Origin of the sequence: Acidithiobacillus sp. HP-11 (assembly GCF_015100075.1) — a bacterium.
GTDB lineage: Bacteria > Pseudomonadota > Gammaproteobacteria > Acidithiobacillales > Acidithiobacillaceae > Acidithiobacillus > Acidithiobacillus thiooxidans.
Genome location: NZ_JACKYY010000008.1, coordinates 1 through 13,310 on the forward strand (window position 1 = coordinate 1; position 13,310 = coordinate 13,310).

The 13,310-nt window shown below is 46.1% G+C and carries 15 protein-coding genes; 4 read left to right on the forward strand and 11 right to left on the reverse strand.

Going from position 1 to position 13,310, the window contains the following annotated elements; all coding sequences use genetic code 11:
- Positions 1–89 precede the first annotated feature (89 nt).
- From H7F08_RS03930 to H7F08_RS03980, 11 genes are all read right to left on the reverse strand, one after another.
- Positions 90–260 (reverse strand): NAD-dependent epimerase/dehydratase family protein, encoded by a 171-nt coding sequence (locus tag H7F08_RS03930; protein ID WP_227487804.1) that lies wholly within the window; start codon positions 258–260, stop codon positions 90–92.
- Between the two features lie 65 nt (positions 261–325).
- Positions 326–1,576: a nucleotide sugar dehydrogenase gene (locus H7F08_RS03935; protein ID WP_226842515.1), complete on the reverse strand. Its 1,251-nt coding sequence runs from the start codon at positions 1,574–1,576 to the stop codon at positions 326–328.
- 3 nt (positions 1,577–1,579) lie between these two features.
- Positions 1,580–2,818 carry a glycosyl transferase family 90 gene (locus H7F08_RS03940; RefSeq protein WP_193639921.1) on the reverse strand — a complete coding sequence of 413 codons (1,239 nt, stop codon included), beginning with the start codon at positions 2,816–2,818 and terminating at the stop codon, positions 1,580–1,582.
- A 135-nt stretch (positions 2,819–2,953) separates the two neighbouring features.
- On the reverse strand, positions 2,954–4,147 hold the full coding sequence (locus H7F08_RS03945; protein ID WP_193639922.1) for a glycosyltransferase: 1,194 nt from the start codon (positions 4,145–4,147) through the stop codon (positions 2,954–2,956).
- A gap of 15 nt (positions 4,148–4,162) precedes the next feature.
- Entirely contained in the window at positions 4,163–5,362 is a 1,200-nt protein-coding gene (locus H7F08_RS03950; protein ID WP_193639923.1) for a glycosyltransferase family 4 protein, read from the reverse strand.
- 26 nt (positions 5,363–5,388) lie between these two features.
- On the reverse strand, positions 5,389–7,104 hold the full coding sequence (locus H7F08_RS03955; protein ID WP_193639924.1) for a glycosyltransferase: 1,716 nt from the start codon (positions 7,102–7,104) through the stop codon (positions 5,389–5,391).
- A gap of 349 nt (positions 7,105–7,453) precedes the next feature.
- Positions 7,454–8,254, reverse strand: a complete 801-nt coding sequence (locus H7F08_RS03960; protein WP_193639925.1) for an ABC transporter permease — start codon at positions 8,252–8,254, stop codon at positions 7,454–7,456.
- On the reverse strand, positions 8,244–9,362 hold the full coding sequence (locus tag H7F08_RS03965; protein WP_193639926.1) for a capsule biosynthesis protein: 1,119 nt from the start codon (positions 9,360–9,362) through the stop codon (positions 8,244–8,246). The genes H7F08_RS03960 and H7F08_RS03965 overlap by 11 nt, the downstream gene beginning before the upstream one ends.
- Positions 9,363–9,388: 26 nt before the next feature.
- Positions 9,389–10,840 carry a mannose-1-phosphate guanylyltransferase/mannose-6-phosphate isomerase gene (locus H7F08_RS03970; protein ID WP_193639927.1) on the reverse strand — a complete coding sequence of 484 codons (1,452 nt, stop codon included), beginning with the start codon at positions 10,838–10,840 and terminating at the stop codon, positions 9,389–9,391.
- A gap of 186 nt (positions 10,841–11,026) precedes the next feature.
- Positions 11,027–11,431, reverse strand: a complete 405-nt coding sequence (locus H7F08_RS03975; RefSeq protein ID WP_193639928.1) for a type II toxin-antitoxin system VapC family toxin — start codon at positions 11,429–11,431, stop codon at positions 11,027–11,029.
- A gap of 3 nt (positions 11,432–11,434) precedes the next feature.
- Positions 11,435–11,677: a type II toxin-antitoxin system Phd/YefM family antitoxin gene (locus tag H7F08_RS03980; protein ID WP_010638470.1), complete on the reverse strand. Its 243-nt coding sequence runs from the start codon at positions 11,675–11,677 to the stop codon at positions 11,435–11,437.
- A gap of 213 nt (positions 11,678–11,890) precedes the next feature.
- Here H7F08_RS03980 and H7F08_RS03985 point away from each other — a divergent pair, with 213 nt between their 5' ends.
- From H7F08_RS03985 to H7F08_RS04000, 4 genes are all read left to right on the forward strand, one after another.
- Positions 11,891–12,142, forward strand: coding sequence for a type II toxin-antitoxin system Phd/YefM family antitoxin (locus H7F08_RS03985; RefSeq protein WP_193639929.1), 252 nt, complete (start codon positions 11,891–11,893; stop codon positions 12,140–12,142).
- The gene (locus H7F08_RS03990; RefSeq protein ID WP_010638464.1) at positions 12,133–12,528 is read left to right on the forward strand and encodes a type II toxin-antitoxin system VapC family toxin; all 396 of its coding nucleotides are present in this window, start codon (positions 12,133–12,135) and stop codon (positions 12,526–12,528) included. Before H7F08_RS03985 ends, H7F08_RS03990 begins: the two co-directional genes overlap by 10 nt.
- Positions 12,529–12,661: 133 nt before the next feature.
- A complete protein-coding gene (locus tag H7F08_RS03995) occupies positions 12,662–12,913 on the forward strand; it encodes an AbrB/MazE/SpoVT family DNA-binding domain-containing protein (protein WP_010638462.1) in 252 nt (83 codons plus the stop codon).
- Positions 12,910–13,305: a type II toxin-antitoxin system VapC family toxin gene (locus tag H7F08_RS04000; protein WP_193639954.1), complete on the forward strand. Its 396-nt coding sequence runs from the start codon at positions 12,910–12,912 to the stop codon at positions 13,303–13,305. The genes H7F08_RS03995 and H7F08_RS04000 overlap by 4 nt, the downstream gene beginning before the upstream one ends.
- The last annotated feature ends 5 nt before the right edge of the window (positions 13,306–13,310 follow it).

A 13,310-nucleotide genomic window follows, 5' to 3' on the forward strand; every position in this document is an offset into this window, starting at 1 on the left:
TGTGTATAAGAGACAGGCCAAGGCTCGGGGTTACCGCACGCACAAGAACTTTATCAACATGGCCTACCTGATCCTGGGCAAGCTGGATCTCAGGCTACCCACTTGAAATGACGAGGAACCACATTATCTTTCGTACCGCTGTAAAAATTATCAACACATAACACATCACATCCTTCTCTGAGTAGACGGTCACAAAGATGTGAACCGAGGAATCCAGCGCCACCCGTGACCATAACTCTTTTTCTGTTAGATATACGCATAATAAGCTCCTTAATAATTCAAAAATTCAGTCAATGTTGGTTTATGACTATTGTTTAATAGCAGTTCAATCGCTGCAAAATAAATCACGAGTATATACTTTATCAGTCACATCCCGAATGTCATCTGACAATCGATTGGAAATGATGAGGTCCGACATAAGCTTGAACTCATTAATGTCACGAATAACCTTTGAATGGAAGAAAGTATCCTCCTCCAGAGCCGGTTCATAGAGCACTACGGTAATACCCTTGGCCTTGATACGCTTCATAATGCCTTGAATGGATGAAGAACGGAAGTTATCCGAGCCTTCTTTCATAATGAGACGGTAGACGCCAACGATTGGAGTGTCTTCATCCTCATTTCTGTTTTTTCTCAAACAGGAGGGGAGAGCTGATAGGCGGTTGATGATTGAGTTCGCAATGAAATCTTTGCGAGTGGTATTAGCCTCGACAATGGCATGAATTAGATTTTGCGGCACATCATGATAGTTGGCCAGAAGTTGTTTTGTATCCTTGGGCAGACAGTATCCTCCATAACCGAATGACGGATTGCTGTAGTGTGATCCGATGCGCGGATCAAGGCCAACACCTTCGATAACCTGTCGAGCATCAAGACCGTGAGTTTCTGCATAAGTGTCCAGTTCGTTAAAGTAGGCCACACGCATGGCGAGGTAGGTGTTGGAGAACAGCTTTATCGCCTCTGCCTCAGTGGAATGGGTCATAAGGACAGGGACATCTTTCTTTCGCGCGCCCTGCAAAAGGAGTTGAGCAAACCGTTCAGCTCTATCTGATTTTTCGCCAACGATAATGCGCGAGGGGTAGAGATTGTCGTACAGCGCCTTACCCTCGCGCAGGAATTCGGGGGAAAAGATGATATTCTCAATGCCCAGTTCTTGCTTTATACGAGCGGTATATCCGACAGGCACAGTGGACTTAATGACCATTACCGCATTCGGATTGATGGTCATGACATCGTGGATAACGGACTCGACAGATCGAGTATCAAAGTAATTAGTTTCTGCATTGTAATCGGTAGGGGTAGATATAATAATATAATCTGCCTCTGCGTAAGCTTTCTCTTTGTCAAGCGTTGCACTGAATCGCAGATCATCCCTCTGAAGGAATGCATCGATCTCAGCATCAACGATAGGCGATTTACCATTGTTTAGCAGCAAAATCTTGTGAGAATCAATATCAAAAGCGATAACTTCGTTGTGCTGGGCTAAAAGCAGAGCGTTGGAGAGGCCAACATATCCTGTACCTACAACTGCAATTTTCATAAATTCATACTCTCGTCTGTACTTGGAAGATTCCATGGCCTATCTCAGCCTCAGTAAAGCTGAAACAATAATATGGGCAGAGAGGTTTTTTAAATAGTCATAATCTACGCCACTAAAAATATTTGCTGCATTCTTATGAATACCGAAAGCAATGCCATCATTTTTTTGAAGAAAAATAATTTTATCAATAAGGTCAGACAAGTCGACATTAATTGGGACATAATTAACCCATGGCTGCAACCGGTTATAGAACCACTGGCGATAGCCTTCTGGCGATTTGACTTTCACGGTAACACCACCAAAACCGCCATACAGCTTATTCACAGAACCAGCCCAAGAATTCGTGTTTCCATCAACATCGACATTGTATTTATATAATCCAATATTTGCCAGAGGTTCACGCTCACCCCACAATCCTTTCTTTTTATAAAATTCGATATTATTTTTATTTTCACAATTGGTTATTTTTGCATCGACAAAATCTGGATTTGATAACCCCAAAGAACAAAGCAGGATTCTTTGCGAATTTTCTATTTTCTTAAAATGTGAAGCCCCCGTGTCAGTCCCACGAAAATAGGCAGAAGAAATTCGATCACCCCAATTAAGCAGTTTATTATCAGGTGGATTTTTAAAAAATGATAACGTGTCAAAATCAGGGAGCAAATAATCATCTGTTTTGTTTGAACAAAATGCAAGGCCAGGATCTCTTGCAGGTTGATCACCATAAAAGAAATCTATTCCTTTTAATTTCATATTTGTTCCTTTTAAAATTTTTAAGGACTCAGCGAAAATTGGTAAATATGGAATCACTCTGCTTACAAAAACAGATTTATCGTAATTTATAGGCAGGACAATACAGAGAGTACCATACGCATACTCAATATAACAGGAATAAGTTGCCTGACCATATGAAACATCATCATTACATTTTATGATTAATTCACCGTCCTCAAGTTTAATCGTAAAAGGATCACCTTTAAAAATTTGATAGGACAGCCTGCGGCCATTATATTCTTCACTTCTAGAGAGCTCTGTTATTATATCACTATATTTCCTACCCGCACGCTCATCTCCATCAAATCTACCCAAAAACAAGAAAAATAGCATTACCGCATCTTGGGTTGTTGCAACTTGATCCATAAGTCCAGAAAATAAAGACTGTAGGCTATCGACGAACGAGGCATCAAAACGTTTATCATCATTCCATTCATCTAGCTCACTTAAGCCTAATGCATTTAAAATACGCTGATTATTTGGATTTTCAATGTCTATGTTCATATAGAATCCTCAGAATTTCTTTCCTTAATTACGAGAGATTGAAATGCTATAGCAAGAAGCCTGTTATCTGTCTCATTTGGAGATTTCGCATCGGGTAAAAAAAACTTAACAAAATTGTAACCTAAAAGCAACTTTTCAACCGGAATAAATAAATGAGTATTGATTTACAGCATTAACTAACCCACTTAACTGATTTTTCCAGTAAAACTTCTCACGCATACCAACTGGCGTCAAATCCGCAAGTCTAGGCTGATTAAGTGATCGACGTATAGCCATACGAAAATCTTTCGGATTGTCAGCTATCTGCACGTGCTTCAATGAAATAGCAGACTCGAAACCACGAAAAGCCTTGCTAGTGGCAACAATCGGCAAACCAGATTCCAATGCCTCCGCAGTCTTCAAATTAGAGCCCTCTCCATCAGTAATTGGCAGCAGTACTACGTGACTTGCTTTTACAAGGGCCTGTAGCTCGGTTTTTTCACGTGTTCCAGCCAAGTTCAATCTACTAAGATTGACTTCCGAATAATTCTTGAATCCGGTAGAATTTAAAATAATTGAACTAACACCTCCAACAACAAGAATTTCCTCCTCTGGCCGTAAAAATGTTAGTCCAGGGGCCATCATATCCCAAAAACCTTGTGCGTTTGGTACGTGTGCACTACTGACAAATACTGGCATTGGTCGATTAAAAAAACTGTACCAATCAGCAACCCTCTGTTCTGTACAGGTAAATGGCTCAACCCCATTACCAGCGACAACACCTTGAAAAGTTTTCTTCCCTGATATATCACGGTAATATTGAAGGTCTGCATCTGTACATGCTATGACTAGATGCGCCGAGAGTGCTGCGAAATCCTCTATTTTGCGAATTGCCGACACCAACTCAGCACGTTCTGGGTGTCCCAATCGCTCAAGCAATTTACTCTTCAAACGCCATTCAATATTTTGAGAAGAATAAATCAATATCGTATCCGATTGCGCTACAAGATGAATTGCTTGGAATAGCCACGGATGTTCTACAATTACACAATGTGGACGAAAAGAGTTTACCAATGATTGCAGACGAAAAAGTGTAGTTTCATCGTTTACAGCAAACAAGCCGCTAAAGTAGTCAGATAACCATGGCAACTCAGGATTCCAGTATTTTGAGTCTGGATTAAATGGAATATCATCTTCTCCAGCATTCGGATAATCCTCCTCAACATATATGGCGAAGGACTTGACTTCATGACCAGCCGCTCTAAGTTCAGTGGCAATCTGTGAGGCACGTATCTGACCACCATGGCGTGGGTCAACCGTAGGATAGGGCGTAACCTGAAGAACTCGCATATTCATCCTAATATTTTAAGAAAGTAGTGTTTTGGAAAAATCACTGCCGAAATCATCCCAAGTACGTTGGATAAATCCTTCTGTAATCTTGAGTTCAAGACTTTTTCGGTGCTCAGAGTTGTCGATCAAACGGCGCAATTCTAAATTCCATGCCGGGTAATCAAGCGGATGATGACTAGGTGAAAGTCCACCCGTTGCTTCAACAATAGCGCTATTGTTGGCTGTGACACATATCTTACCGAAGCTCGCAGCTTCCGTTGCAGCTAAACCCCAACCTTCATAATGGCTTGGCATAACTGCAAATAAAGCATGGGCATAAAGGTGCATTAACAAATCATCTTTTACGCCCTGAAGCCAGAGAATACGGCCGTCTCGTGTTGCGTTCATTTGATCCATCTGATGGAGCATATTGTCAACACCCCATCCACGCATACCAACGAATATGAGGCGAGGGCAATTCCGGCCACGCTCAAGATGCAGCTCACGCCAAATGTCTAGCATAAGCTGATGATTCTTTCGCGGTTCTAATGTGCTGACATAAATCACATAATCACCATCTTTACGAATATTCGCAATTTGCGCGCTCTCTTCGGCATTAAGCTCTGGCAATGTTTTTTTGCGCGCTAGTCCGGCGAGCGGTATTACCTCTACTCTTGGCAATGGCCCATTTAGATTTTCCTGTTCCCAGAAATTAAGCAAATCCTTTTTGGAGTGCTCTGAGATCGAAAAAACTGATTGAGCTATCCGAGCAACCTTACGGTAATGACGTTGAAATTGTTCATAAAATTCAACTCCCGGCGTATATTCTGGCAAAATAAGTGGGATTAAATCGTATAATGCAGAGATTAGCACATTGTTCTGTCCATATAGCTTCTCGACCTTGTTGGGTATCTCAAAAGACCAGTCACTGCCGACGGAAACAAATCTATCGGTGACTTGAGGCTTGAACGGCACAAGTTTTTTTTGCAGTGACATAGGTATTTCGTCTGGTTTTACAGAATGGACCCAGTCGTCTGCGCATATCTCATCAAACAGCTTTGCACCGGTCAATTTCCATTCACCAGTATTCGTGTCGAGCAGCACTGGTTCAATTTGCGTTGGATGCAACCTACTTATTTGTTTAATAAGTTCACGTTCAACCCGGATGATTCCGACTGGTCGATGCCGCCAGTTTGCGCTGGCTGTTATGTTGACAATAATGCGTTGGTTATTCATTAATTACCCCGATAAAAAGGAAGGGCTCAAATGTCACTCAGGATTTGTTCGCAAAATTCACGAGAAAAATCCTCCCAATTTCTGGCCACATAGTTTTCCGAAATCTTCTGTTCGAGACCAGAACGATACTGGTTGTCATCTATTAGGCGGGAAATCTCGCTTAACCAGCCAAAATAATCGTGCGGTTGATATTTTGGCATCAGCCCCTGCGACGCTTTTGGAAGTGCGCTGTTGTCTGCAACTACACATATTTTGCCGTAAGATAATGCCTCCGTCACAGCAAGTCCCCACCCCTCATACATGCTAGGGAATACCGTGAACATGCTGTGTGCATATAGATGCGAGAGCAATGAATCGCTAACATTTTCCAGCCAAGTAATTTTATCGCACTTGAATGCAGCCATACGTCCTATCTGGTTCAGCAAATCATCAATTCCCCACCCACGCATTCCGACAAAAATAAGTCTCGGGCAATCGAGTCCGCGAGTGCGATACAATTCTCTCCATATATTGACGAGTAGCCTGTGATTCTTTCTTGGTTCCAATGAACTTACGTACAACACGTAGTCACCAAAGGAAAGCGTATGCTGTAAAATGTTAACATCAACTTCAGACAACTGCGGGAGTTCGCTAGGTTTATCCGCCGCTCCAAGCGGTATAGCTTTAATTTTTGGAAAGTATGTTTCAATTTCTGCATCAATCCAGAAATTAATTAAATCTCGGCTTGAAATCTCAGAGTTAGTCCACACGAAGGAGGCTGTATGAGCCATATCAACAAAATGTCTTCGGAATAGCTGATCCATACCACTTCGAACCGTGAACTCAGGAAAAATGATTGGTACTGTGTCATGACAGCCGAAAACCATTTTCGTGCCGTATTTGTTTAAATGTTTAGCGATCTCGTGAACAGGTGATAGGTCCCAATCCAGACCAACTGACACAAACGTATCAACTGCTGAAACATCTAGAGAAGATAAAGAGGCATGATGATACCGCGAAAGGAGTTTGTTATTACTGTCGCACCATTGCTCAGAAAGTATATTTACAACTTGCCAATCATCTAATTTCCGGAGAACACCGAACTCACCATCCCATATCACGTATATTACGTTCTTATATCTTAATAGGTACTTGGCTAACTCTCTTTCGACACGGATGATTCCAACCGGATGAGCCCGCCAATGATGACTAGTTGTCAAGTTAAAAACATACCGTAGATTTGAACGCCCCAAGAATACATCATTCTCATTAGAATGTTTAATTTTCAGAGATTGGGAATTTGCAACTTCCTGAGAACGACTTAGAAACCCTATCATTTGTTGAGCTTGCTGTACAAGACTATCCATTTCTTGCGTTTGACACAGAAAAACATTTTCCATGGTTTCAAGACGATGCCCAATGTATAATATCCCGGCGTCGAGGGTTTCAAGTCTGTTTATACCAATTTGTAAATTTCGTTCTAATCGCAGTCGTTGCCCGAACAACCCCCAAAACCAATGCTGCGCACGTCCTTCATTTGCAATCAATTCCTTCAGACCATCAATTTCATCCACTGGCCTGCATTCCGTGGATTTTGCTAGCTGCGCGATGACGGCGGCCTTGCTATACCCCCGTGCCAATCTTCCTAGGTAGTAGTTAATGCCACCTTCATCAGGTTCTCTCTTGAGTAAAATGCGATAGGCTTCTGTGACAAATAATCGGCCATCGAGGGCGAATAGTTCGTTAATATGTTGGATGGTCATGGTGATTCTCACGATGATGAGTAAAGCATAATAGAATTGTCTTGGGTTGCCAGTCGGTTATGTAGCGACGGGTGTTTCACAACCGAACGAGGATGGCGATGAGTTCGGTTAAGATGTCGCGAACGGTGCGCAGTTTGCTGCATGTTGGTTCGGAGTTGCGTCCAATGGAGGCAGGCTGTGGTAGCTATGTCAATGGGTACTGCAAAAGCATGAATAAGCGCTACAACCATGTTGACCGAAGTACGACGATGAGAATTTGCTATATCTTGCGCGTATACGCGATGTTGCCTTAGTTCAAATTCTCTGGATTGCAGCTCAGACTGTTGGAGATGAGCATTTACAATCATTTTTACGACGCCTTAACCCGCTTAATAGCCACACCTGAAATAGCCAAACCAAATAAAGTCATGGCAATCAGAGCAAAAAAAGTATAAGGAATATGATAATAACTAGGCACACCACTGCCAAAATAACCATGATGAAAATAATCAACTGCATCAATTAATGGAAAATATAATAAATAATTCCTATAAGGCTCTGGTACCAAAAAAGTTGGTATAAATACCCCGCTGAATGGGAGCATTAGGTAAAGAATAATGTGTGATGTTTTTTCTATAGTCTCACTCAATTCTGCCAAACCCGCCATAATCAGTACAAATCCAAAAGAAAACCATATGATAAGCATATACCCCAATGCCATTGTCAGAATATTACTTGGAAAATGACAAATTCCAATCACAACAAAAATTGGAAACAAAAACAAGAAAACACCCATGGCACTGCAAAACTCTAAAAGAATACGCGAATACATAATATCCATTGGCCGAATAGGCTGGTGGTGTAAAAGAGCACGATTTATCTCAATTGCCTTGGTTACTCGTCCTGTTCCATTTCTCCAAAACAGCAAAGTGGGATAACTCACAGCTAGCCATTCTGCTGGACTAATTCCATAGGGATATCCTGCCTCAATAAACGAAAAAATAATCATCACCCCAATTACAAAAAGGGCTGGCTCGGCGATCATCCACAGCATCCCAAGCCCTTCCCTCCCAAATCGGGTCACGGTTTCCCGCAACATCAGCGCCCATATCACTCGCAGTTGCAACCGCAATTGATACCAGAAGGTCTCCTTTGTGGCACTAGCGCTCATGGTGTTCCTTCACGCCTGCGTAGAGAATGCTCAACACACCCCATATCATGAGAGACACAATTAACACCGCCAGAATATCCTCAAAGCGTTTGGGTTCCTGGGGCGCATCGGGCAGGTTAGGCCGACTGATGGTTTCCAGATACAGTTCCTGTTTTTGTGCGGTTGCCCGCGCCTGCTCTAATGAAGTTACGGCAGCTTCCAGCAGTTTTTGGGCGAGAACCTGATTCACGGTGAGCCGTTCATATTCCTTGTCTTTACTGGCCAGAGACTCCCGATCGCCCGTTACCGTGGCTTTTTCCTTGGCAATCTGACCCTTCAGGGATCGTATGTTACTTTGCAGGACGGGAATCTGGGGATTATCCGGTGCGTGGATCTCAATGGTGTTCAATTCGGTTTGTAGTGCAATCAACTGATCTTGAAGATGGCTTACCATGCCCAACTGCAAACTACTCTGCGCGGTGGGGCTAAATACGGCATGGCTGTTGCGGTAATCAGCCAGGGCTAACGTAGCGTCCCGCAAGGTATGTTTGGCTTGTTCAACATCCTGCTTGGCATAAAAGACAGCGCGATGGCGAGCCGTTTCATTGAGTTGATTGACAATATCCTGACTTTTCGCCAGCAAGAAGTCGTTGATCTTCTGGGCATCGTGGGCGGTAAAGGCGCGTACTTTCAGTTCGCTGATACCGTTGGTACTGTCCAGCCTATCGGCCACCATATTCTGGTAGTAACGCCATAAGCGCACATAAGAGGAATAAGGATGAAAAATTCCCCCGAAGCGGTTGAATATATCAATATGGTCGTTGCCATAAATATGTTTCAGCGGATACAGCTTGTTGGTTGCCATCATGCCGTCCCAGGACGAAATGTAAGAGCTGATGGTCTGTGCCGCACTGGTGGAATTGCTGCCACCCAGATTACTGAGCAGGGAAGCCAGTCCACTGGTACTCACCCGCTGGTTGGGGCTGTACACCACAAAACGTGCTTCACTAATGTATATGGGAGATGCAATCAATCCAAAATACAGGATGGATAACCCCGTAGGGACCAGCACGATCCAGATAAAGAGCTTGTTCAGATTTTTGATTCGGGTCCAGAGGGCCTTGAGCACGCAGTCGTTTCCTGTTGGTTTTGGTTTTAGGCAGTGGTTGCTGCAGCTTCAGCACGTCCGTAGATGTCATCAAAGCGGACGATGTCATCTTCACCCAGATAAGCGCCGCTTTGCACTTCGATAAGTACCAGATCCATCATGCCGGGGTTTTCCAGACGATGATGACAGCCCGCCGGAATGTAGGTGGACTGGTTGGTCATGATGAGTTTTTCTTCTTGACCGTTGACAATACGGGCTGTGCCGGATACCACAATCCAGTGTTCACTGCGGTGGTGATGCATTTGCAGGGAGAGCTTCTCGCCTTTTTTGACGACAATCCGCTTGATTTTGAAATGATCGCCTTCTTCCAGCGTGGTGTAAGTCCCCCAGGGACGATGAACGGTGGCGTGGAGATCGACGGTGCTGTGTTTGCGGGCCTTGAGCTTTTCGACGATGGTTTTGACTTCCTGATCCCGGCGGCGATCTGCCACCAGCAGGGCGTCGGGGGTGTCTACAATCAGAATATCCTGCAAACCGAGAATGGCCGTGAGGCGCTCAGGGCTCTGGACGACGCAATTCTGGCTGTCCACCAGCACACAGTCCGGGGCGTGTACCTGATTCCCTTGGGCATCTTTGGCCATCAAAGAACCATAGCCACTCCAGGCACCCAGGTCGTTCCAGTCAAAATCTGCCTGCACCACGGCGACGTTGGGGGCTTTTTCCATGACGGCGTAGTCAATGGAAATGTCTGGGGCCAGGGCAAATTCCTGACCCAGTTCCCAGGTGTCGCCGTTGCGGGTGGCGGAGGCGATGGCCGCCTGCACGGCTTCCAGCACTTCCGGGGCGTCGGTTTGCAGGGCTTTGAGCAGACTATCGGCGCGCATGCAGAACATGCCGGAGTTCCAGAGGTAGTCGCCGCTGTCGAGGTAATCCTGGGCTTTGCTCTGATTGGGTTTTTCGACAAATCGGGCGACCTGATAGCCGCTGTCCAGGGCACTGCCCTTCTGAATGTAGCCATAACCGGTTTCGGGACCCGTCGGGGTGACACCAAAGGTCACCAGATAGCCTTGTTCGGCCATCTGCTGCGCTTTGTGTACGGCTTCGGCAAAGGCTTTCTGGTCATGAATGAGGTGGTCTGAGGGCAGCACCAGCAGGATGCTCTCCGGTCCGGCGACTTCCTGCGCCCAGAGGGCGGCGGCGGCCATGGCCGGGGTGGTGTTGCGCCCGGTGGGTTCGAGCAGGTAGTGCACATTGCGTACCGATTGACCTTGATTTCGGGAATACTCGGCAAAGGTGTCACGGGTCAGGAAGTAGTAATCGCGATTGGTGACCGTCAGCAACGGTGCATCTTCTTTGATGTCGATGACCCGACGCAGGGTTTTCTGGATGAGGCTTTCGCCGTCGGGCAGGGCCACGAAGGGTTTGGGGAAAGCCTTGCGGGACAAAGGCCATAAACGCGAGCCGGTGCCTCCGGAGAGAATGACGGGTACTAATGCCATTTTAAGAAATCCCTCTTTTGCGGTTAATCATTCAAAAACTGAGGGTTACCCCTGCTTTACTGCTTTCTGGTATTGTTTTCAGTCATAATGCCTCAAGCTGGACCGATAGTGCAAGTTTATGGGGAGCTATTATGTACACAAATATCTTTTGAGGGTTTTATGAATGCCGTGCGCTGGGGACATCTTTCAGTTTCTCCATGTTATATATTCCACCAACGGAGTGTATTGTTTCAGCTTTTGATCGGTACTCAATAAGCGCGCAGGCAGGGTCATTGCCTGCGCAACCAACAGCCGGTCAAAAGGATCTTTATGCACCCATGGCAAGCTGGCAACAGCATAGGTATGTTCGGCCTGAACGGGGAGCTCAGTCAGAGCCGTTTGTAGTGCGAGCAGGTGGATATCTTCGGGTCGAAAATCAAAATGCTCTCGCTTCAGTGAGGCTTTAATGGCGATCTCCCAGAGACTGGCGGCACTGAAACAGACCCTATTCTGCGGATTGGCTATGATGCTACACACGTACTCAGGCAGCCGCTCTGGGGCAATGAGTACCGCGAGCAATACGTTGGTGTCCAGAAGCCATCTTTGCGTCATAGGTTAGGTTTCATGCCCGTAAAACATGGCTTCTAGCTCTGCTTGAAAGGGGTGGTCCAGATTTTCGGGCATAGTAAAACGCCCTTTACCCTGCCCTAGAACACGCAAATTTTTTGACTCCTGCAGAGAAACCAGACGCGCGACCGGTTTACCCGCCCTGGCAATGATAATTTCCTCACCCGATGCTGCCTGATCTACGTAGCGGGAAAGCTGGGTCTTGGCTTCATGCATATTGATGACAGGCATAGGTTATCTCCAATGATTGCTTAACTGAGTCCAGTTTAGTCCGATCTAATCAGTAAATCCAGCGCGCGGACGCCCAGTTCTGCCACAACAATTTCCGGGTGCTGCGGGCTGCCGGGGGCCGGGTGGCGGGAGGACCAACTACTTGACTATCTAGCCAGAAAGACACATATTCTGGCTAGGTTGCCTTGGTGCGAATACTGCGAGAATTTAGAAATGCAAATCAATATACTGGAGTCCAAAAATCGTTTATCCCAACTGGTGCGTCTTGCCCGGCAAGGTGAGGAAGTCATCATTGCTAATCGGGGAATACCGGCCGTGAAGTTGGTACCGGTCAGTCCTGCATCCGATACAGATCAGCTTGACATACTTGCCTGGCTGGACAAACACCCGCTCCCGCAAGTTCTTCGACGCTCCGGACAGGAAATAGATGACGCACTGGCCCAGGAGCGACGGGGATGGGATTAATTTATCTGGACACCCGTTTATTGGTCTATGCTTTCGAGGATCATCCGGTTTGGGGTGCTCGCGTCAAATCTGCGTTGAAGCAGAAACCTGCTTCGAGTTATGCCATTTCATCCTTGGTGAAATTTGAGTGCCTGGTCGCACCCATGCGCGATGGTAATGTTGCACTACAACGTTACTATGAGGATGGAATGTCGCGGTTCACCTTGCTGGATATGTCTGATGAGGTGTTCACGCAAGGTGCAATGCTATGTGCCCGTTTTGGCCTGAAAACCCCGGATGCGTTACATCTGGCTGTGGCGCTTACGCACCGCTGTGAGGCGTTGTGGACAGCAGACATGCGCTTGCAGAAAGCCGCCCATGGGCTCGCGGTAGACGTACTGCATTAAACCAACCCCAAAGCGGCACCGGAAATGCTCTCCATTTCGGTTAATCGTTTATCGCTTTACGGAGATGGCAAGTAATGTATTTACGCATTATAGTACAGACCATCAACCTAATGTGATTACGAGGCACAAGACCATGAGTACATTGACGGTTACTGCGCGTGGACAGGTGACATTTCGAAAAGATGTACTGCAACACCTTGGTATCAGACCAGGCGATAAAATTGAGCTGGACTTACTACCGGATGGTCGGGGCGTAATCAAGGCTGCGCGGTCCGATGGGAAGATATCCGACTTTGTCGGTTTACTCGCTGGCAGAGCGCAGAAGGTCGCCACCCTCGAAGAAATCAATGAGGCGGCAGCCCGGGGATGGGCCAGCATAAAATGAAAGTCTCCGTAGATACCAATGTCCTGGTGCGGGCTGTTGTGCGCGATGACCTCGCACAAGCGGACGTTGCTGCCAAGTTATTGATCGAAGCCGAGTTGATCGCGGTGGCGTTACCCTGCCTGTGCGAACTGGTTTGGGTGCTGATTCGGATCTATGGCTTCCAGCAAGCCGACGCAGCCCGAGCGATCCGGGCACTAATTGCCGATGCGAAAGTAGAAGTAAATCGACCCGCTGTAGAGGCAGGCCTGCAGATGCTCGACGCGGGCGGAGACTTTGCCGATGGCGTGATTGCATACGAAGGCAACTGGCTTGGCGGGGAAGTTTTCATTTCCTTCGACAAAAAGGCGGTGGCGCTGCTCAAGACTCAAGGGCAATCGACGCGCCTTTTGTAACGTAT

Coding starts and splice junctions, on each gene's coding strand:
- H7F08_RS03945 (WP_193639922.1), bottom strand. CDS start 4,147: ATGCGAGTTCTTCAGGTTACGCCCTATCCTACGGTTGACCCACGCCAT.
- H7F08_RS03950 (WP_193639923.1), bottom strand. CDS start 5,362: ATGAATAACCAACGCATTATTGTCAACATAACAGCCAGCGCAAACTGG.
- H7F08_RS03985 (WP_193639929.1), top strand. CDS start 11,891: ATGCAAATCAATATACTGGAGTCCAAAAATCGTTTATCCCAACTGGTG.
- H7F08_RS03975 (WP_193639928.1), bottom strand. CDS start 11,431: ATGACGCAAAGATGGCTTCTGGACACCAACGTATTGCTCGCGGTACTC.
- H7F08_RS03940 (WP_193639921.1), bottom strand. CDS start 2,818: ATGAACATAGACATTGAAAATCCAAATAATCAGCGTATTTTAAATGCA.
- H7F08_RS03960 (WP_193639925.1), bottom strand. CDS start 8,254: ATGAGCGCTAGTGCCACAAAGGAGACCTTCTGGTATCAATTGCGGTTG.
- H7F08_RS04000 (WP_193639954.1), top strand. CDS start 12,910: ATGAAAGTCTCCGTAGATACCAATGTCCTGGTGCGGGCTGTTGTGCGC.
- H7F08_RS03995 (WP_010638462.1), top strand. CDS start 12,662: ATGAGTACATTGACGGTTACTGCGCGTGGACAGGTGACATTTCGAAAA.
- H7F08_RS03930 (WP_227487804.1), bottom strand. CDS start 260: ATGCGTATATCTAACAGAAAAAGAGTTATGGTCACGGGTGGCGCTGGA.
- H7F08_RS03990 (WP_010638464.1), top strand. CDS start 12,133: ATGGGATTAATTTATCTGGACACCCGTTTATTGGTCTATGCTTTCGAG.
- H7F08_RS03980 (WP_010638470.1), bottom strand. CDS start 11,677: ATGCCTGTCATCAATATGCATGAAGCCAAGACCCAGCTTTCCCGCTAC.
- H7F08_RS03955 (WP_193639924.1), bottom strand. CDS start 7,104: ATGACCATCCAACATATTAACGAACTATTCGCCCTCGATGGCCGATTA.
- H7F08_RS03970 (WP_193639927.1), bottom strand. CDS start 10,840: ATGGCATTAGTACCCGTCATTCTCTCCGGAGGCACCGGCTCGCGTTTA.
- H7F08_RS03935 (WP_226842515.1), bottom strand. CDS start 1,576: ATGGAATCTTCCAAGTACAGACGAGAGTATGAATTTATGAAAATTGCA.